The sequence below is a fragment of the Sphingomonas colocasiae genome, assembly GCF_019880585.1.
In the GTDB taxonomy this organism is placed as follows: Bacteria; Pseudomonadota; Alphaproteobacteria; order Sphingomonadales; family Sphingomonadaceae; genus Sphingobium_A; species Sphingobium_A colocasiae.
The window spans coordinates 140,934-161,889 of sequence record NZ_JAINVV010000013.1 but is presented as its reverse complement, the minus strand read 5'-3'; the positions used below and the strand labels follow the sequence as shown (position 1 = coordinate 161,889).

14 protein-coding genes are annotated in these 20,956 nt (G+C 66.3%); 12 read left to right on the top strand and 2 right to left on the bottom strand.

The genetic code is table 11. The annotated features are described in order from the left end of the window. Window positions 1–75 precede the first annotated feature (75 nt). Window positions 76–753 (top strand): S24 family peptidase, encoded by a 678-nt coding sequence (locus tag K7G82_RS26020; protein WP_222992885.1) that lies wholly within the window; start codon window positions 76–78, stop codon window positions 751–753. Window positions 754–756: 3 nt separating this feature from the next. Here K7G82_RS26020 and K7G82_RS26015 read toward each other — a convergent pair whose 3' ends face one another. Next, a complete protein-coding gene (locus K7G82_RS26015) occupies window positions 757–990 on the bottom strand; it encodes a hypothetical protein (protein WP_222993077.1) in 234 nt (77 codons plus the stop codon). 165 nt (window positions 991–1,155) lie between these two features. On the opposite strand from K7G82_RS26015, the gene K7G82_RS26010 reads away from it, so the two are divergent. The 11 genes from K7G82_RS26010 to K7G82_RS25960 all read left to right on the top strand — a co-directional run bounded on the left by K7G82_RS26010 (window position 1,156) and on the right by K7G82_RS25960 (window position 19,471). Then, window positions 1,156–1,365: a hypothetical protein gene (locus K7G82_RS26010; protein ID WP_222993051.1), complete on the top strand. Its 210-nt coding sequence runs from the start codon at window positions 1,156–1,158 to the stop codon at window positions 1,363–1,365. A gap of 95 nt (window positions 1,366–1,460) precedes the next feature. After that, window positions 1,461–3,464: an autotransporter assembly complex protein TamA gene (locus K7G82_RS26005; protein ID WP_222992884.1), complete on the top strand. Its 2,004-nt coding sequence runs from the start codon at window positions 1,461–1,463 to the stop codon at window positions 3,462–3,464. Continuing rightward, on the top strand, window positions 3,461–7,594 hold the full coding sequence (locus K7G82_RS26000) for a translocation/assembly module TamB domain-containing protein (protein WP_222992883.1): 4,134 nt from the start codon (window positions 3,461–3,463) through the stop codon (window positions 7,592–7,594). Before K7G82_RS26005 ends, K7G82_RS26000 begins: the two co-directional genes overlap by 4 nt. 21 nt (window positions 7,595–7,615) lie before the next feature. After that, window positions 7,616–8,530 (top strand): alpha/beta hydrolase, encoded by a 915-nt coding sequence (locus K7G82_RS25995; RefSeq protein ID WP_246623884.1) that lies wholly within the window; start codon window positions 7,616–7,618, stop codon window positions 8,528–8,530. Between the two features lie 110 nt (window positions 8,531–8,640). Beyond that, on the top strand, window positions 8,641–8,985 hold the full coding sequence (locus tag K7G82_RS25990; protein ID WP_222992882.1) for a TFIIB-type zinc ribbon-containing protein: 345 nt from the start codon (window positions 8,641–8,643) through the stop codon (window positions 8,983–8,985). 181 nt (window positions 8,986–9,166) lie between these two features. After that, the gene (locus tag K7G82_RS25985; protein ID WP_222992881.1) at window positions 9,167–11,827 is read left to right on the top strand and encodes a TonB-dependent receptor; all 2,661 of its coding nucleotides are present in this window, start codon (window positions 9,167–9,169) and stop codon (window positions 11,825–11,827) included. A gap of 93 nt (window positions 11,828–11,920) precedes the next feature. Further along, window positions 11,921–13,864, top strand: a complete 1,944-nt coding sequence (locus tag K7G82_RS25980) for a S9 family peptidase (protein ID WP_222992880.1) — start codon at window positions 11,921–11,923, stop codon at window positions 13,862–13,864. After that, window positions 13,861–14,847 (top strand): amidohydrolase family protein, encoded by a 987-nt coding sequence (locus K7G82_RS25975; RefSeq protein WP_246623883.1) that lies wholly within the window; start codon window positions 13,861–13,863, stop codon window positions 14,845–14,847. Before K7G82_RS25980 ends, K7G82_RS25975 begins: the two co-directional genes overlap by 4 nt. A gap of 187 nt (window positions 14,848–15,034) precedes the next feature. Continuing rightward, window positions 15,035–15,508, top strand: coding sequence for an RNA polymerase sigma factor (locus K7G82_RS25970; protein WP_222992879.1), 474 nt, complete (start codon window positions 15,035–15,037; stop codon window positions 15,506–15,508). Beyond that, window positions 15,502–16,434 carry a FecR family protein gene (locus K7G82_RS25965; protein WP_222992878.1) on the top strand — a complete coding sequence of 311 codons (933 nt, stop codon included), beginning with the start codon at window positions 15,502–15,504 and terminating at the stop codon, window positions 16,432–16,434. Before K7G82_RS25970 ends, K7G82_RS25965 begins: the two co-directional genes overlap by 7 nt. A 97-nt stretch (window positions 16,435–16,531) precedes the next feature. Next, the gene (locus K7G82_RS25960; RefSeq protein WP_246623882.1) at window positions 16,532–19,471 is read left to right on the top strand and encodes a TonB-dependent receptor; all 2,940 of its coding nucleotides are present in this window, start codon (window positions 16,532–16,534) and stop codon (window positions 19,469–19,471) included. 41 nt (window positions 19,472–19,512) lie between these two features. Here K7G82_RS25960 and K7G82_RS25955 read toward each other — a convergent pair whose 3' ends face one another. After that, window positions 19,513–20,937 carry an aldehyde dehydrogenase family protein gene (locus K7G82_RS25955; RefSeq protein WP_222992877.1) on the bottom strand — a complete coding sequence of 475 codons (1,425 nt, stop codon included), beginning with the start codon at window positions 20,935–20,937 and terminating at the stop codon, window positions 19,513–19,515. Window positions 20,938–20,956 lie beyond the last annotated feature (19 nt).

Below are 20,956 nucleotides of genomic sequence, written 5' to 3'. Positions count from 1 at the left end.
TGCGATAGGAATTTTCCTAGTTGATAGGAAATTTCCTACATTGCAAAGGAAACTTCCTATTGATAAATGTCCGAAATGGAGATGAATGACCCCCGCGACATCCTCGATGCGCTGATCCGCGAAAGAGGCGACGACATGGCGTCGCTCTCCAAGATGATCGGGCGCAATGCCGCCTATATCCAGCAATTCATCCGGCGCGGTTCGCCCAGGCGCCTGGGCGAGGACGATCGCCGCATGCTGGCGCGTTATTTCGGCGTGCCCGAGGAGCGCCTTGGCGGAAGGCCCGTCGATGCAGCGCCGGTTCCAGTGGGGAAGGGGCGGGTGCCGCGTCAGGGGCTGGTTTCGGTGCCGCGGCTGGAAATCGGCGCGTCGGCGGGGCCGGGTGCCTTTGCCGGCGACGAACGGCCGCGCCAGCATGTCGCCTTCGAGGCGGAATGGCTGCGCAGTCTGGTCGGCGGCGGGCTCGCCGATCTGTCGATCATCCAGGTCGCCGGCGATTCCATGTCGCCGACATTGTCGAATGGCGACGAGATCCTGGTCGATCGAGGCGATGCGGCTGCGCGGCTGCGCGACGGCATCTATGTGCTGCGCATGGATGATGCGCTGCTCGTCAAGCGGCTGGCGATCAATCCGGCCGGGCCCAGGCTGGCGGTACGCAGCGACAATCCTGCCTATCCGAGCTGGCCGGATTGCGCGCCCGACGATGTGGGGATCATCGGTCGCGTGGTGTGGGCGGCGCGCCGGATCGCCTGACGATCAGCCTCTGCTTCGGTCGAGCAGCCAGGTCGCCAGCGCGATCGCGCCGCCGGTGGCCAGGCCGGCGATCAGACCGATCGATGCCTGCCCATAATGATTGCCGACAATGACGCCGCCCAGTGCGAGCAGCGCGATCGCTGCGCCGCCGGCGCGCGGAGGGCGTTTGGAGCCTTGCATGCGCGCCGCATGCCACGTCGCGCGGCGATACGCCAGCGCTTCCGGCGCCGTCGTCACGTTCCCAAGCCGGAACGATCGAGTCCCGTAATGGCACGTCGATCCCGTGATGGCACATGGTAAGGCTTTGATGACCATTGCGTCAGGCCTGTTTGCGTGGTGACTCATTTGGCACGGATCGTGATGAGGTGTCCCGACCAGGGAGACTTTGGGGGGAACATCGTTATGGCGTCCACGCCTTTCGTGGATCGCGCGTCGTGGGAAGACGCCGCGCGGTTGATGGCTATTTACGGCACGAACGCGGGTTTCGAAGCGGCCGCGCTCGCCAATCGCAGCCGCGATATCGGCAATGTCCGGCATTTTTGCCGCTGGCGGCAGATCGAGCGGCTGATCGTTTCTCTGTCGCGGCAAACGACAGAAGGATCCCGTCACTAGCCGGACCGGCTGGGCGGACGGAATCCGCGCCGAACCATTGAAATCCCGCGCTGATCGCGCTGGCGAGCCCGATGCAGAAGGGCTAGGGAAGGGCGATGCGTTCCGGTCTTCCGCTGCCCCGTGCCTTGGCCACCCTGGCCTTGCTCTGTGTGGGCGCGGGCGCGCCGGTTTTCGCGCAGGACGTGGCGCAGCCGGCGACGGTGCCTGTACCGCCGCCAGCCATGCCGCCATCCTCGGCGGAGGTTCCCCTGGATCCCGAAGCCCCGCTCGCCGATTTCCCCGATCTCGGCGTCGACTGGCCGGATCTGAGCAAGGATGCCGATCTGTCGCCCGATCCGGCGACCCCCGGGCCCGCGACGCAGACGGAAGTGGAAGGCGATCGCCGCTATTCGGTCAGGCTCGAAGGGCTGGAAGGCGTGACGGCGCCGCAGTTGCGCGAACGTTTCGACGCGCTTTCGACGCTGGAGCAGAATGAAGGCAAGGCGGCGAATGTCGCGCAGATCGATCGCCGCGCGCGCGAGGATGAGGAATTGCTCGCGACGCTGCTGCGCGCCGCGGGCCATTATGACGCCCAGGTCGAGACGCGCGTCGAAACCCAGCCCGACGGCCGCATCGTCGTGGTGCTGGATGCCGAGCCTGGCCCCGTCTATCGGTTCACCGAGGTCGAGCTGCGTGGGCTCGATCGCACCGGGGACAAGGCGGATGCGCTACGCAAGGCGTTCGGCGTCAAGCCCGAGGACGCGGTGGATGCCGACAAGGTTCTGGCGGGCGAGGACGCGCTGAAACTGAAGATCGGGCGGGAAGGATTTCCCTTCGCCAAGGTCGGCGAGCCGGAGGTGGTCGTCGATCATGACGACCGGACCGCGACCCTGGTCGTCGATGTCGACCCCGGCACGGCGCGGCGCTTCGGCCGCGTCACCGTCGTCGACGATCGCGTCTTCAGCGCCCGCCACATCCAGACGATCGCGCGTTTCGATCCCGGCGATCCCTATGACGCCGCTCTCACCGACGATCTTCGCCGCGCGCTGATCCAGACCGGCCTGGTGTCGCAGGCCAAGGTGGAGACGGTGCCCGGGCAGACGCCGGACACCGTCGATGTCGCGGTGATGCTGGAACCGGCGCCGCCGCGGACGATCGCGGGCGAACTGGGCTATGGCACGGGTGAGGGCGCGCGCGCGGAAGTGAGCTGGACGCACCGCAATTTCTTCAAGCCGGAGGGCGCCGTCACATTTCGCGGGGTCGCGGGAACGCAGGAGCAATTGCTGAGCGCCACGCTTCGTCGCAGCAATTTCCGCGCGCGCGATCGCGTGCTCAACGCCCAGGTCGCGATCAGCCATGTCGATCGCGATGCCTATGAGGCGAAGACCTTCTCGCTTTCGGGCAGCCTGGAACGACAGACCAACATCATCTTCCAGAAGAAATGGACCTGGTCGGTCGGCGCCGAACTGCTCGCCTCGCGCGAAAAGGGGATTATCGGCAATGGCGTGGTGCCGGTGGATCGCACCTTCTTCATCGGCGCGCTGCCGGCGACCCTGGCTTATGACGGGTCGGACGATCTGCTCAATCCGACCAGGGGTTTCCGCCTGAGCGGCCGCATCTCGCCCGAAGGGTCCTTCCAGTCGGGCACCTTCGCCTATCTGAAGACGCAGATCGATGCGAGCGGCTATTTCCCCGTCAGCGACCGTGTCGTCCTGGCCGGGCGCACGCGGCTGGGCACGATCCATGGCGCGTCGCGCGATCGCATCGCGCCCTCGCGGCGCTTCTATGCGGGTGGTGGCGGATCGGTGCGCGGCTACGGTTACCAGTCGATCGGGCCGCGCGACCTGAACAACGATCCGATCGGCGGCAAGAGCCTGGCCGAATTCTCGCTGGAGGCGCGCGTGCGCTTCGGCGATTTCGGGGTCGTGCCCTTTATCGATGCCGGCAATATCTCGACCGGCGGCATCCCCAAATTCAACAATCTACGGCTCGGCGCGGGCATTGGCGGGCGCTACTACACCAATTTCGGGCCGATCCGCGTCGATGTCGGCACGCCGCTCAACCGGCAGAAGGGCGATCCGCGCATCGCCGTCTATGTTTCGCTGGGCCAGGCGTTTTGAGGCGGGTCGCGAAATGGCTGGTCGGCGGCATCGTCGCGCTGCTGCTGCTCGCCGTCGCCGCCATCTGGGCGATCGATACCGGCCCCGGGCATCGTTTCCTGATCGACCGGATCGAGCGGATGGCGCCCAAGTCGGGGTTGCGCATCCGTATCGGCCGCATCGATGGCTCGATCTTCGGCACCGCGCGGCTGCGCGACCTGCGCGTTTATGACGCGCAGGGCCTGTTGCTCGATTCCCCCGATGTGCGGCTGGACTGGCGGCCGCTGGGCTGGATCGCCAACCGGCTCGACATCCGATCGCTTCATGCGCCGCTCGCGACATTGCACAAGGCGCCGAAATTCAATCCGTCCGAGAAGAAGGGCCCGATCCTTCCCGGCTTCGACATCTCGATCGGCTCGCTCCGGATCGACCGGCTGCGCTTCGAACCCGCCATATCGGGGCAGCGGCGGATAGGCCGGCTGGCCGGCGCGGCGGACATCCGTTCGGGCCGCGCGAAAGTGGCGCTCGATTCGATGGTGGAAGGCGGCGGCGATCGGCTGGTGCTGATGATCGATGCCGAGCCCGATCGCGATCGCTTCGATATCGAAGCCAGGCTGCGCTCGCCGGACAATGGCGTCTTCGGCGCGATATTGGGCATGAAGCGCGCGATCGCGGCGGATGTGACCGGCAACGGCACCTGGACCGCGTGGAAGGGCGAGGCGCGCGCCGATCTTTCCGGCAAGCGCGCGATCGATCTGGACCTGTCGGCCGACAAGGGGCTTTACGGTCTGCGCGGCTTCGTCGCGCCCTCGCTGATCAGCCAGGGCAAGGTGATGCGGCTCACCCAGCCGCGCATCTCGGTCGACGGGCGGGCGACGCTGATCGAGCGCAGGCTCGACGGCAGCCTGTCGCTGGGCTCGCAGGCATTGTCGATCCATGCGGACGGCGCGCTCGATCTGGCGCGATCCGCCTTCGACAATGTCCGCATCACCGCCAATCTGCTGCAGCCCGCCGCGCTGTTCCCGAACATGAGCGGGCAGAATGTCCAGCTTCGCGCGATGCTCGACGGCGGGTTCGATACCGCGCGCTTCGAATATCTGCTGACGGCGCCGCGCGTCGCGTTCGACCAGACCGGCTTCGAAGCGGTGCGCGCGGCGGGGAGCGGCCGGTTGGGCAAGCAGCCGATGATCGTGCCGCTCGCGCTCACCGCGCGGCGGGTGACGGGCGTGGGCGATGTCGCCGGCGGCATGCTGGCGAATCTGCGCGTCGACGGGCTGTTGAAGGTGACCGCCAAGGCGCTGACCGGCGATGGGCTGAAGTTGCGGTCGGACAAGCTGACCAGCACCGTCTCCGTGTTCGTCGATCTGGTGAGCGGCCGTTACGAGGTGACGGTTTCGGGCCAGCTTTCCCGCTATCTGATTCCGGGGCTCGGCATCGTCGACGTCAAGACGAAGCTGAGCGTCGTCCCGGGGCCGGGGGGCAAGGGCACGCGTGTCGTCGGGCGCGCGCAGGCCTGGGTCCGGCGCTTCGACAACGCGTTTCTGCGTGGCCTCGCCGGCGGCTTGCCGATGGTCGATACCGCGCTGGAACGCACCCCCGACGGCATCCTCCATCTGCGCAATCTGCGGCTCACCGCGCCGGGCATCCGGCTGGCGGGCAATGGGTATCGGCGCAAGGACGGCAGTTTCCATATCGAGGGCACGGGCACGCAATCGCAATATGGCGCGTTCCGCCTGACGCTGGATGGCGCGATCGACCGGCCGAAGATCGATCTGCTGCTGGCGCGGCCGATGGATGCGCTTGGCCTCAGCGACGTGCGGTTGCAGCTCGATCCCGATGCGCAGGGCTTCGCCTATCAGGCGGCTGGCGGATCGACGCTGGGGCCGTTCACCAGCCATGGCGCGATCCTGCTGCCGACCGGCCAGCCCGCGACGATCGCGGTTGCCGAACTCAAGGTATCCGGGACCACCGCGACGGGCGCGCTGCGCAGCCTGCCGGGCGGGTTCGACGGGAAGCTCGACGTGTCCGGCGGCGGCCTGGACGGTTCGCTGATCTTCGATCCGGTGAATGAGATCCAGCGGATCGCCATCGCGCTCAGGGCCAATGGCGCGCGCTTCGCCGGGCCGCCCGAGCTCTCGATCCGCCGCGGACAGCTCGACGCGGTGGTGCTGCTCGATTCGGACGGCACCACGATCGACGCGACGCTCAATGCGCGTGGGCTCAGGCGCGGCAATATCGTGCTGGCGCGTCTGGCCGGAAACGCAAAGCTCAAGGATGGCGCGGGACAGGTGCGCGCATCCTTCGCCGGCGCGCGCGGCCGCGCCTTCGATCTTCAGACCGTGGCCGACATATCGCCCGATCGCATCTCGCTGATCGGCGAGGGAACGATCGACCGCCGTCCCGTCAAGCTGACCGGGCCGGCGGTGCTGACCCGTGACGGCGCGGGATGGCGGCTGGCGCGCACCGGGCTCGAATTCGCGGGCGGTTCGGCGACGGTCGCCGGCCTGTTCGGCGAAGGCCCCAATGAAGTGAACGCGACGCTTCAGCGCATGCCCCTGTCGATCCTCGACATGGCCTGGCCCGATCTCGGCCTGAGCGGCATGGCCAGCGGCACGCTGAATTTCAGCCAGGACGCGCGCGCGAGCCTGCCGGTCGGGCGCATGGACCTGCGCATTCGCGGGCTGGCGCGCGCCGGCCTCGTCCTCTCATCCAAGCCGATCGATGTCGGTATCGCGGCAGTCGTCAACGAACGCGGCGCGGCGGCGCGCGCCATCGCCGCGAGCGGCGGGCAGACGATCGGACGCGCCCAGGCCCGGCTGGCGCCGCTCGGCGCCGAAGGCGGGATCATGGATCGCCTGTCGGCCGCGCCGCTGTTCGGGCAGATTCGCTATAATGGGCCGGCCGATACGCTCTGGCGGTTGACCGGGGTGGAGATCTTCGACCTGTCCGGCCCGGTCGCGATCGGGGCGGACGTCACCGGCAAGCTCTCCGATCCGGTGATCCGCGGCTCGGTCCGCACCCAGGGCGCGCGGCTTGAGAGTGCGGTGACCGGCACGGTGCTCACCAATGTGAAGGCGAGCGGCCGGTTCGATGATAGCCGATTGCTGCTCGACGAATTCAGCGCCAGTGCGGGCAATGAAGGCAGCGTGACCGGACGGGGGAGCTTCAACCTGGCGGCGGCGCAGGGCTTCGGGATCGATCTGGCGATGGACGCCAAGAATGCGGTGCTGATCAATCGCGACGATATCGGCGCCACCGTCACCGGCCCGATCACGATCCGCACCGATGGGCGCGGCGGCGTGATCGGCGGACAGGTCGATCTGGTGCGCAGCCGCTATGTGCTGGGCCGCGCCACCGCCGCCTCCACCATTCCGCGCCTCAATGTGAAGGAGCTCAACCGGCGCGGCGAAGTGATCGAGCGGCCGGCGGCGGCCGTGCCCTGGCGGCTGGCGATCAAGGCCAATGCCCGCAATCGCCTGACGGTATCCGGGCTGGGCCTGGACAGCGAATGGCGGGCGGCGCTCGATATCGGCGGAACGGTGGAGGCGCCCGCGATCCTGGGCACGGCCGAGCTGCTGCGCGGCAGTTACGATTTCGCCGGTCGCAATTTCGATCTGGAGCGCGGCTCGATCCGGTTCAACGGCAACAGCCCGCCCGATCCGACGATCGATATCGAGGCGCAGGCGAGCATCCAGGGCCTGAACGCTACGATCCGCGTGACGGGCACCGGACTGAAGCCCGAGATCGCTTTCACCAGCATTCCCGCGATGCCCGAGGATGAACTGCTCTCGCGGCTTCTTTTCGGCACGTCGATCACCAACCTGTCCGCGCCCGAGGCGCTTCAGCTCGCCGCGGCGGTCGCGGCGCTGCAGGGCGGCGGCGGCGGGCTCAATCCGATCAATGCCGTGCGCCAGGCGGCCGGGCTCGATCGGCTGCGCATCCTGCCGGCGGACACGACGACGGGACAGGGCACATCGATCGCGGCGGGCAAATACATCACGCGGCGCACCTATGTGGAACTGATCACCGATGGGCAGGGCTATTCGGCGACGCGCGTCGAATTCCAGATCACGCGCTGGCTGTCGCTGCTGTCGAGCATCTCGACGATCGGCCGCCAGAGCGTGAACGTGCGCGTGTCGAAGGATTATTGATGACCTGGGGGCGATCCTTGAATGAAGCCATATGCCGCGCTGGCCGCCTGTTTGCTGATCCCGATCATGTCGGCGGATAGCCCGGCGATGACCGCCGAACCCCGGCCGATCATGCGCTGGCCCGATCTGCTGGAGCGGCCGAGGCCCGCGCCGGACCGGACGCTGCATTATGGCGATGATCCCCTGCAAGTGGTGGATCTGTGGTTGCCGGCGGGCAAGGGGCCGCATCCCGTGGTGCTGATGGTCCATGGCGGCTGCTGGCAGAGCGAGGTGGCGGACCGCACCATCATGAACTGGATCGCAGACGATCTGCGCGGGCAGGGAATCGCGGTGTGGAATATCGACTATCGCGGCGTCGATCGCGCGGGCGGCGGTTATCCGGGCACCTTCATGGACGTGGCCGCCGCCGCCGACATGCTGGGGCGCGATGGCGCCCGCCATGGATTCAAGACCGACCGGATCGTCGCGGTCGGCCATTCGGCGGGTGGGCATCTTGCGCTCTGGCTCGCGGCCCGGTCCGCGCTTCCTGCCGGATCCGCCTTGCGCGGGGCGGCGCCATTGCCCATCCATGCCGCGATCAGCCAGGGCGGGTTGCCCGATCTGCGTTTCTCGTCGAACGCCGCTGGCCATGGTTGCGGCACCGATGCGCCAAAGGCGATGGCGGGCGTGGCCAGTGCGGCGCGCCCGGATATCTATGCCGATACCTCGCCGATCGAAATGGCGGCGGGTGGCGCTCGCCAGATTCAGGTGAACACCACGCTCGATCGCATCGCGCCGCCGGCCTATGCGGCGGCTTATGAAGCGGCATTGCGCGCAAGGGGCGTGGCCGTCCGGAACGTGACCGTCGCGGACGAAGGGCATGTCGAGCTGATCGCGCCCGGCACGGCGGCATGGGGGCGGACCCTGCCGTTGATCCGCCAAGAATTGGGGCTTTGATCGGGGCGAATTGCACCCATATTGCTGTGAATCGCGGAGCGCGGACGGCACAAAAGTACATCCAATGCGTTTCACCAACGTAACGAATTGCAAAGTGGAGATTTTTTGAGATGCGTACCCCTGAAGCCGTATCGGCGATGCTCTGCCCCGTCTGCAAGGTCGGGCTCGCGATGAGCGACCGGCAGGGAATCGAGATCGATTATTGCCCGCAATGCCGGGGCATCTGGCTCGATCGTGGGGAGCTGGACAAGATCATCGAGCGCAGCACCGCGGATGTTGCGCCACCCGCGCGGGCGCCGCAGCCGCAATATCAACAGCCCCAGCCGCCTCAGCCGCCCCAGCAGCGTCAGCCCTGGGGGCAGGATCGTTATTCCGACGATCGTTATCATGGCGGCAGCCACGACCAGCGCCATTACAAGAAGCGCAAATCCTGGCTCGAGGAAATCTTCGACTGAAGATGCCGGATCAATTCCTCTATAATATTCATCGATATCAATGATATGAGCCGCGTTGCCCTTGGTCAGGCAACGCGGCTTCGAATAAAATCTCACAAAATATGTCGGTTTTGTGAAGGACCGTCGTCTTCCCAGTGACAGCCTGCGGCAACGGACCGCCGGCCCAGCACAGGGGGTACGAATGATTCGATTTGGCAGCGTGATCGGTGCGTGCGTGGCGATCCTCGCATCGGCCGGCGTTTCGGCGCAGACGACCGACATGGCGCCGGTGGAGGACGAGGCCGAAGCCATCGTCGTGACCGGTTCGCGTATCGACCGCGCCTTCGACGCGCCGACGCCGACCCTGCAGGTGACCGCATCCGATCTCAGCGTCGCGGCGCGGACCAACGTCGCCGCGGCGCTCAACGATCTGCCACAGTTCCGCGCGACCACCTCGCCGCAGACCACGGGCACCAACACCAGCGCCGGCCAGGCGCCGGTCGATCTGCGCGGTCTGGGCATCAGTCGCACGCTCGTGCTCGTGAACGGCCGTCGCCTGTCGAGCGACAATGATCTCAACGCCATCCCGACCGTCCTGATCAAGAGCGTCGACATCGTCACGGGCGGCGCCTCCGCCGCCTGGGGCTCGGGCGCCGTCGCCGGCGTCGTCAACGTCACGCTCGACGGCAAATTCACCGGCGTGAAGCTGGGCGCGCAGGCCGGTATCTCCAGCTATGGCGACTCCGCCGAGCATCGCTTCGAGGGCGCGTTCGGCACGTCGTTCGCCGATGGGCGCGGCCATTTCGTGATCGGCGGCGAATATCTGAACAACGAAGGCGTCATCCCCAAGGTCAGCCGCCCCAATGTCGGCCGCTGGGCGACGATCTCCAACGGTGGCGGTACTTTCATCCTGTCGCCCGATGTCGGTTTCTCCAACGCGGCCTATGGCGGGATCATCCTGTCGGGCGTGCTCGCGGGCAAGGGCTTCAACCCCGATGGTTCGCTGCGCCCAATCAATTATGGCGTGGTCAGCGGCACCAACATGATCGGCGGCGAAGGCCCGTCGAACGACGATCTCAGCCCGCTCGTGACGCCGCAGCGCCGTTACAGCATGGCCGCGCAGGCGAGCTTCGACCTGACCGACAACCTGACGGTCACCGCCGAGTTCCGCCATTCGCGCATGTGGAACAACTATATCTGGTTCGGCGACCACAATCGCGGCAACCTGACGATCAAGTCCGACAACGCGTTCCTGCGGCAGGAAATCCGCGATGCGATGGCGGCGGCCGGGCAGACCAGCTTCACCATGGGCCGGTTCAATTCGGACCTGTCCTATTCGACGATCGATTTCGAACGGAAGAACACGCAGGCGACGCTCGCGATCGACGGCAAGTCGAGCGACGGCCGCTGGCGCTATGGCGCCTATTACAGCCATGGCCAGTTCGACAACAACATCGACACGCCCGGCTTCCTGCTGACCACGCCCTATGCGCAGGCGGTGGATTCGGTCCTCAGCCCGATCACCAACAAGCCGATCTGCCGGATCGCGCTGACCAATCCCAACACCAATTGCGTTCCCATCGACCTGTTCGGCCTGGGCGCCCCGTCGCAGGAAGCGATCGACTACGTCACGGGTACCCCCCGGTCACGCTCGCGCACCAAGCTGGATACGGCGGGCTTCAGCCTGCGCGGCGAGCCGTTCGACCTTTGGGCGGGCCCGGTCTCGATCGCGGTCGGCGGGGAGTGGCGCAAGGAATCGATCAACGCCCGTGTCGGCGATCTCGATCTCGCCAAGGCGTTCCAGACCTTCAGCTTCTCGCCGTTGAAGGGCAGCTTCACCGTCAAGGAGGCGTTCGCCGAGGTGCTGCTGCCGCTGGCGCGCGACCTGCCGGTGCTCAACAAGCTCGAGTTCAACGGCGCGGCGCGCATCTCGGACTATAACACCACCGGTTCGATCTGGTCGTGGAAGCTCGGCCTGACCAACGAGTTCTTCCCCGGGGTGAAGGGGCGCGTCACGCGCTCGCGCGATATCCGTTCGGCGAACCTGGCCGAATTGTACACCCAGTCGACGACGGGCTACAACACGCTGACCGATCCGAAGACCAACACCAGCGTCTATGTGCTGAACAATGGCGGCGGCAATCCCAACCTGCGGCCCGAAACCGCCGACACCTTCACCGCCGGTTTCGTCCTGTCGCCTTTGTCACGCCTCAACCTGACGCTCGACTATTACGATATCCGCATCAAGGACGTGATCACGACGATCGCGGCGCAGGATTTGGTGACGCGTTGCTTCAACGGCAATCTGGACCTGTGCACCAAGGTCGAGCGTGACGCCTCGGGCACGATCGTCCGCACCGTCGCGACCTTTATCAACCTGGCCGAATATCAGACCGACGGCGTGGATGCGGAACTGAGCTATGTCCAGCCGCTCAGCACGGGCAATCTGACCTTCCGCCTGCTCGGCACCTGGGTCAGCCGCCTCAGCACCAACGACGGCGTCAGCAAGATCGATTATGTGAAGTCGCAGGGTTATTCGTTCGGCCTGGGCGTTCCCGAATGGCGCGTCAATGCCAGCGTCGCCTATCAGGACGAGACGTTCGGCGCGCTGCTGCGTGCCCGCTATCTGTCGGCGGGCAATTACAACAGCACCGTCAACCTCGTGAACAACCACATCCCGGCCTATACCTATTTCGATCTTCAGTTGAATGCGCGCATCCCGGTGTCGAGTGGGCCTCAGCTTGAGCTTTATGCCAACGCGACCAACCTGTTCGACAAGGATCCGCCGGTCAGCGCACTTTACTCGCCCTATTACGACGTGGTCGGGCGTTACATCACCGTGGGCGCTCGCGTCCGCTTCTGACGTCGGCGCGCTGACGCCCCCGCCGCCGGCCGGTTCCATTACCGCGCCGGCGGCACCCATTTTTTGCTATCGTATCGTTTCGGGAGACGATCCATGATTGCGCGTCGCATCCTCGCCATCGCCCTGTCGACCGCCGCCACCGCCGCGCTGGCGGATGTGCCGAAGCCCGCCGCGATCGTGATCGACGGTCCGCCGCCGGTCACCGACGTGCTGGCGAACGACACGCGGCCCTATCTCGAAGCCCGCAAGGCGGTGTTCCAGGGCTGGGATCCGGTCGATCGCTCGATGCTGGTCAAGACGCGCTTCGGCGGCACCGATCAGTTGCATGTCGTGGCGGCACCCCAGGCGATGCGGCGCCAGGTGAGCTTCGAGCAGGAGCCCGTGCTGGCCGGGTTCCGCGCGCCGGGCGATAGCGGCACGCTGGTGATCCAGAAGGATGTCGGCGGCGGCGAATTCTATCAGCTCTACCGCCTCGAAAACGGCCGCCCGGTGCTGCTGACCGACGGCAAGAGCCGCAACTGGTTCGGCGCATGGAGCCGGGACGGAGGCCGGATCGGCTATATCTCGACGCGGCGCAATGGCGCCGACACCGATCTCTACGTCATGGATCCGCGCGATCCGAAGACCGATCGGCTGGTCGCGCAGGTTGAAGGCGGCGGCTGGAGCATCACGGATTTCTCGGCGGACGGGAAGACCGCGCTCGTCCTCAACCGCAAGTCGATCAGCAACGCCATCGTCCATGAGCTGGATCTCGCCACCGGCAAGCTGACCGTGATCGCGGGCGACAAGGTGCCTTCATCCTATGTCGATCCACGCTACGGACCCGACGGTACGATCTGGGGCGCCTCCAGCGTCGCGTCGGACTTCATCCAGCTCGGCAAGCTCGATCGCAAGGGGCGCTTCACGCCGGTTTCGAAAGAACCGAAATGGGATGTCAGCGATTATGCGATCGCGCCCGATGGCAGCTTCATCGCCTATGCGATCAACGAAGCCGGCGTCAGCCGCCTGCGCGTGATGGATGTGGCGACGGGCAGCACGCGCGCGGTGACGGGCCTGCCCGCCGGCGTCATCCCCTATGCCATCGGCTCGGCGATCGAGATCGCCCCCTGGGGGGCGATCGGGCTCAGCATGTCTTCGGCGCGCGTCGCCGGCGATGCCTTCTCGGTCGATCCCAAGACACTGGCCGTCACGCGCTGGACCGAAAGCGAGACCGGTGGCCTCGATGCCGCGCGCAACATCGAACCCGAACTGATCGAAGTGAAGAGCTTCGATGGGGAGATGGTGTCGGGCTTCCTCTATCGGCCCGATCCGGCGCGTTTCCCCGGCAAGCGGCCGATGATCATGGATATCCATGGCGGCCCCGAAGGGCAGGTGCGGCCCGATTATCGCGGGGCCGACAATTATCTGGTGGGTGAACTCGGCATCGCCTTGTTCTTCCCCAATGTTCGCGGTTCCTCCGGCTTCGGCAAGCGCTTCGTCAATCTCGACAACGGCCCGGACCTGCGCGAGAATTCGGTGAAGGATATCGGCGCGATCCTCGACGCGCTGGGCAGGGACGGCAGGCTCGACGCCGGCCGCTTCGCCATCTCCGGCATGTCCTATGGCGGCTATATGTGCTATGCTTCCGCCGTCCATTATGGCGCGCGGATCAGAAGCGCGAGCTGCTATGTCGGCATCTCGAACTTCGTGACCTTCCTGGAAAGCACGCAATCCTATCGCCGCGACCTGCGTCGCGCCGAATATGGCGACGAACGCGATCCGAAGCAGCGGGCGAAGCTGATCGCGATCTCGCCGCTCACCAGCGTCGACAGGATCAACATCCCGCTGCTGGTCGCGACCGGCGGCAACGATCCGCGCGTGCCCGCGTCCGAAGCGGAGCAGATCATCGCGGCGATCCGGGGCAAGGGCGGCACCGCCTGGCATCTGCTCGCGCAGAATGAAGGTCATGGTTTCCACAAGAAGGAAAATTCGGACTATTATTTCTGGACCTCGGTCCAGTTCTGGAAACAGACCCTGCTGGGCGACGCCGCGAAATGAGCATCGCCCGCGCGCTTCTGGTCGCGGCGGCCGCCATCCTCTCGGCGGCCCCGCTGCAGGCGCGCGGGCCGTCGCCCGCGGTGGCGGTGGATCATCATGTCCATGTCCATTCGCCCGCGATCCTGGCGTTCCTGCCCGCCTATTGCACCAGCCCCGGGCGGACGAGCAAATGCGATCCCGAATTCGCCAATCCGCTGACGGTGGACGATCTGCTGGCGGCGATGGACGCGGCGGGCATCAGGCGGGCGCGCGTGATGTCGACCGGCTATCTCGCGGAAAGCCCGCTGATGGCGACGCCCGTGCCCGACCATGCGGAAATCCTGCGCGCCGCCAATGACTTCACGGTCGGCCTCGCCCGTGCGCATCCGGCGCGGCTGGAGGCCTATATCGGCGTCAATCCGGTGACCGGAACCGCCTTGCCCGAGATCGAGCGCTGGAAGGGCGACCGCCATGTCGCGGGCATCAAGCTCCACCTCGCCAATTCGCGCCTCGATTTTCACAAGCCCGAACAGGTGGCGATGCTCGCCGGAATATTCCGCGCGGCGGCCTCGGCGCGGCTGCGCATCATGGTGCATATGCGCAACCAGGCGACGGGCTATGGCGCGGAGGAAGCGCGCATCTTCCTGAAGGACGTGCTGCCCGCCGCGCGCGGCACGACCGTCCAGATCGCTCATGCGGCGGGCTGGGGCGGCATCGACGCATCGACGATGGCCGCGCTCGGCGTTTTCGCCGATGCGTGCGAACGCGATCGATCGCTGTGCGACCGGCTTTATTTCGATCTCGCCGCGATCAGGGCCGGCACCGTCGCGGAAGGGGACAGGGCCGCATTCGTCGCGTTGATGCGGCGGATCGGCATCCGCCATTTCGTGCCCGCTTCGGATTGGCCGTTCGCGCGCGATCTTTCCGCTTATTATGCCGCGCTCCGCACCCTGCCGCTCACCGATCGGGAATGGCGGACGATCGCCCGCAACACCGCGCGCTGAACGGCCTTCACCTCCGCTCGCCCCATATCGGGTGCGGGAATGTCGACGCATCCGCATCCTGCAACGCTCAAGCGCCGCGCGGGCCGGACCGGGATTGAGGGGCTGTTTGGCAATCCCGGCATCGGCCCGACAAGTTTTTGTCGGATTCCGGCGCGCGCATCGTCTAGGGGGATGAGTAGGGAGCGCGATGAGCCAACTGAGCGAAATGCTGCGACATGTCCGGGCTACTTTGCGACGTCGCGGCGTCGCGGAGCAGGATGCCGACGATCTGGTGCAGGAAGCGTTTCTGAAGGTCGAGCGCTACGAACAAAAGCATTCGGTGCGATCGCAGGAGGCGATGCTGGTCAAGGTTGCGGTGAATCTGTCGATCGATGAAGGGCGTCGCGAACGGCGCGCGCCCTTCGCGGCCGGCAATGTCTTCAGCATCGCGGATGCTTCGCCCGATCCGGAACAGGTGCTGCAATCGCAGGCGCGGCTGAAGCATGCCGCCGCCGGGCTGGAGCGCCTGCCCGAACGCACGCGCCGTATCCTCTTGCGCAGACGGCTGGATGGCGCGAGCTATGCGACGATCGCGGCGGAAGAAGGGATGTCGGTCCCCGCCGTCGAGAAGCAGGTCGCGCGTGCGACGCTGGAGATGATGAACTGGATGGAAAAATGGTGATCCGCTCGAAGGAGGAGCGCGCCCGGTTGAACGCGGAGGCATCGGCATGGCTTGCCAGGCTGCATGGGCCCGACGGCGCCAGGGCGGAAGCACCGCTTCAGGACTGGCTGCGCGGCGATCCCGCGCATCAGGAGGCGTTCGAACGCGCGACCGAATTGTGGGAATTGCTGCCCGGCGTGGTCGCGGTCGCCGATGCGCGGGCGCGGACGCCAAGTCGCTTCATGCCGCTGGCGATCGCCGCGTCGCTGTTCGCCGTCGTGGTGACCGGCGCGATGACGGTCTATCTCAATCAGGCGCCGGTCTTCGATACGCGCACCGGCGAGCAGCGCAGCGCGACATTGGATGATGGCAGCCGCATCGCGCTCAATACCGACAGCCAGGTGACGGTGCGGTTCGATCGCGAGACGCGGCAGGTTTCTCTCGAACGTGGCGAGGTGCTGTTCGATGTCGCGCATGATGCGAAGCGCCCCTTCGTCGTCGCGGCGGGCGACGAGCGGATCCGGGCGCTCGGCACCAGCTTCGTCGTCCGGCGCGATGGCGATCGCGTGCGGGTGACCTTGCTGCGCGGCAAGGTGGAGGTCACGCGCACGGGCACGCATCCGCAATTGCTCGCGGTCCTGTCTCCGGGCGAGCGTGTGTCGGCCGTGGCGCAGGCGACGCCGGTGCTGGACCGGCCCGCGCTCGATGCGGTCACCGCCTGGCGCCGTGGCGAGATCCTGTTCCGCGATACGCCGTTGTCGGAAGCGGTGGCGGAGGTGAACCGCTATGGTCAGCAGCGCGTGGTGGTGAACGATGCGCGGCTGGCGGGGCTCCCGGTCTCGGGTGTCTTCGCGACCGACGAAGCGGCGGAATTCGCGGCCGCCGTCGCGCAGCTTCACGGTTTGCGCGTGCAACGTGACGGGGAGCTCTTGCTTTTGACGCTCTGAACCTGTCTCGGGGTAGCGACGGCTGTTGCCGTGCGCCGCCGCGCAGGTCGGGCGGAGCCATGGGACGGGAGGTGAATGGGTGAGCAGGGGAGGCAGGTTGATCTGGCCGTCCGCCGTCGCCTGTTTCGCGGCCTCCGCCGTCACTGCCGAGGCCGCCCCGAAATTCCCGTTCTCGCTGCCGCGCCAGTCGCTGCCGCAGTCGCTCGAGACGGTGGGCACCGTCACGCATTCGAACATCATCTTCAGCCCCAGGGCGGCGAAAGGCCATATCGCGCCGCCGCTCAAGGGCAGCTACAGTGTCGCGGAGGCGCTGCGCCGGCTGCTCAAGGGCACGGGGCTGGCGTTCAGCCTCACCGCCGGCGGTTCCTATGTCATCTCGCAGCGCGCCGATGCGCGGGCACCGGACGATGACGAGACGCCGGTCGATACGCCGGCGTCGGCGGAGCTTTACGAGGCGGCACCGATCATCGTCACCGGCTCGCGCATCGACACGCCGGGTTTCGAGGCACCCACGCCGACGCTGCATGTGACCCGGTCGAGCCTCGATATCGGCGCCCGGCCGAACGTCGCTGCCGCGCTCAACGATCTGCCGCAGTTCCGGGGGACCATCTCACCCCAGACATCAGGCACGAATACGAGCGCTGGCGCGGCGCCGGTCGATCTGCGCGGCCTGGGGATCAACCGCACATTGGTGCTGCTCGACGGGCGGCGTTTCTCCAGCGAGAATGATCTCAACACCGTGCCGACGGTCTTGATCAAGTCGGTCGATATCGTCACTGGCGGCGCATCCGCGGCCTGGGGTTCGGGTGCCGTGGCGGGGGTCGTCAACATCGTGCTCGACGAGGATCTGGACGGACTCAGGCTCGGCGGACAGGCGGGCATATCGTCGCGCGGCGACGCCGCCGAACATCGTTTCGAGGGCGCGTTCGGCACGGGCTTCGCCGATGGGCGTGGTCATCTGACGATCGGGGCGGAATATCTCGACAATCGAGGCGTCATCCCGAAGGTATCGCGCCCGACGGTCGGGCGCTGGTCGACGGTGGCGGCGGGGAACGGCAATTTCATGCTCACGCCGGACGTGGGCTTCGCCAACGCCGCGCATGGCGGGCTGATCCTGAGTGGCGTGTTCACCGGCAAGGCCTTCGATCCGGACGGCTCGTTGCGCGACTTTCGCTACGGCACCGTGATCGGCAACGACATGATCGGCGGCGAAGGACCGTCGAACGACGATATCAGTCCGCTCGTCACCCCGCAGCGCCGCTACAGCGCGCTCGGCCGCATGAGTTTCGCGGTGAGCGATGCGCTCAAGATCACCGCGGAGCTGCGCCACTCGCGGATGTGGAACGACTATATCTGGTTCGGCGATCACAATCGCGGCAACATCACCGTCTCCGCCGACAATGCGTTTCTGTCCCCCACCATCGCGGCGCAACTGCTCGCGGCGGGTGAAACCAGCTTCCGCATGGGGCGTTTCAATTCGGACTTCCCGTTTCCACGCATCGATTTCGCGCGTTCGACGACACAGGCGACCATCGCGCTGGACGGGAAGATCGGCGGCCATTGGCGCTGGAGCGGCTATTACAGCCGTGGCGAATATCACAACGACATCGACACGCCGGGTTTCGTCCTCGCGACCAATTTCAACCAGGCCGTCGATGCGGTGCGAGATCCGGTGACGGGGCAACCGGTCTGCCGGGTCAAGCTCACCGATCCGTCCAGCGCCTGCGTGCCGATCAACCTGTTCGGCGAAGGCTCGCCTTCACCTGAGGCGCTCGCTTATGTCACGGGCACCCCGCGTCAGCGGGCGACCACCAGGCTCGACGTCGGCGGCTTCAGCCTGCGCGGCGAACCGTTCAGCCTCTGGGCCGGCCCGGTTTCGATCGCGGCGGGGATCGAGGCGCGGCGGGAATCGATCCGGCAAACGGTGGGCGCGCTCGATCTGGCCAAGGCGTTCCGCACCTTCAACTTCGCGCCGATCGTGGGCGGCTTCACGGTCAAGGAAGCCTTCGGCGAGATCCTGGTGCCCGTGGCGCGCGATCTGCCGCTGCTCAGGAAATTCGAACTCAACGCGGCGGTGCGCCTGTCGGACTATGACACCACCGGATCGATCTGGTCGTGGAAGCTTGGCGCGACCAATGAGTTCTTCCCCGGATTCCGCGCGCGCTTCACGCGCTCGCGCGATATCCGGTCGGCCAATCTCGCCGAACTCTATACGCAGCTCCAGACCGGCTACAACACGATCATAGACCCGCTGAAGGGCGTCAACGTCTATGTGCTGAGCTATAGCGGCGGCAATCCCGGCCTCCAGCCCGAAACCGCGAGCACCTTGACCGCCGGTTTCGTCTATGCGCCGCCCGCGATCCCGGGTCTCCATCTCTCGCTCGACTATTACCGGATCCGTATCGACGATGTGATCACGACGGTGCCCGCGCAGGATCTGGTCGTCCGCTGCTTCAACGGCAACCAGGCGCTCTGCGCGCATGTCGAGCGCGATGCCGCCGGCAACATCCTCTACACCACCTCGTCCTATCTGAACCTTTCCCAGTATCGGACGCGGGGGATCGACGCCGAATTGCTGCAAAGGCTGAAGCTCGACAGGATTTCCAGCCTGCCGGGCGAGGTCAGCTTTCGGCTGTTGGCGAGTTGGGTGGACAGCCTGACCACCGACGACGGCGTCAGCGCGATCGAATATGTCGGCTCCCAGGGAAATTCGTTCAGCTTCGGCGTGCCCCGTTGGCGGGTGAATGCCAGCATCGCTTATGACAGCGACGATTTCGGGGGGCAGCTCCGCCTGCGCCATATCTCGGCGGGCAACTACAATTCGACGGTGAAGCTGCTCAACAATCGTATCCCGGCCTATAATTATGTCGATCTGCTGATGCGCGCGCATATCGCGGCCGGGGCGGGTGCGAAAATGGAAATCTACGCCAATATCAGCAATATATTCGACAAGCAGGCGCCGAACGGCTCGCTCTATTCGCCATTCTACGATGTCGTCGGACGATATTTCTCGCTGGGCGCGAGGCTGGGTTTCTGAAGCGCCGGCGGCATCCGGAGATGCCGCCAGTCGCGATGGTTTCAGCCGAGATCGCCGATCACCGACTTGATCTCCATGAACTCGGCCAGGCCGAACTTGCCGTATTCGCGGCCATTGCCCGACTGCTTGTAGCCGCCGAACGCGACATTGGGGTCGGGATTGCCCGCATTCACATAGACCATGCCGGCGCGCAGGCGGGGGACGAACGCGCGCGCCTTGGCCGGATCGCCGGAGACGACGGCGGACAGGCCGTAATTGGTGTCGTTGGCGATGCGGATCGCGTCCTCATCATCCTCATAGGGAATGATGGTGACGACGGGGCCAAAAATCTCCTCGCGCGCGATCGTCATGTCGTTGCTGACATTGGCGAACAGCGTGGGGCGCACGAAATAGCCGCGCTCGACGCCGTCGGGGCGGCCGGGGCCGCCGGTCACCAACGTCGCCCCCTCCGACAGTCCCTGCTGGATCAGGCCCTGGATTTTGTCGAATTGCGACTTGTTGACGACGGGGCCGATATGGCGGCCTTCCGCCTGCGGATCGCCGGTCGCGGTGCGGGCGAGCGCGGCTTTCGCCACTTCCACCGCCTCGTCATGCTGCGACTTGTGGACGAGCATGCGGGCCGGGGCGATGCAGCTCTGTCCGGAATTGAGCATCACGCTCATCAGGCCGGCGGGCACCGCCTTGTCGAGCGGCGCGCCTTCCAGGATGATGTTGGGGGATTTTCCGCCCAGTTCCTGATGCACGCGCTTGACGGTATCGGCCGCCGCCTTGGCGACCAGGATGCCCGCGCGCGTCGATCCGGTGAAGCTCACCATGTCGATGCCGGGATGTTCGGAAAGCGCGGTGCCGACGGTGGGGCCGTCGCCCTGGATCAGGTTGAACACGCCGGCGGGAACGCCCGCCGCGTCCATCACCTCGGCGAAGATCGCGGCGCAGGACGGGGCTTCCTCCGACGGCTTCAGGATCATCGTGTTGCCGGCCGCCAGCGCGGGGGCGACCTTGGCGGCGATCTGGTTCATCGGCCAGTTCCACGGCGTGATCAGCGCGACCACGCCGATCGGCTCGTGCACCACCTTGTTGCCGCCGATGACTTCCTCGAATTCGAACGCCTTGAGCGCGGCGATCGCCGCCATGAAATGGCCGATGCCCGATCCGACCTGCGCGGTCTGCGCCATCGAGATCGGACAGCCCATTTCGGTCGCGATCGCGCGGGCGATGTCGGCGGCGCGCGCCTTGTATTCGGCCAGGATGCGTTCGAGCAGCGCGACGCGCTCGTCGACGCTGGTCCGTGAAAAACCGTCAAAGGCGCGGCGCGCGGCTGCCACCGCCTTGTCGACATCGGCGCGGCTGCCCAGCGTGATTTCGGTGCAGGGTTCCTCGGTGGCCGGGTCGATCACCAGATGGCGCGTGCCGCCCTCGCTCGCGACCCATTTCCCGTCGATATACTGGTTGAGATAGCTCTGCATGCCTCGTCCTTTCGTCACG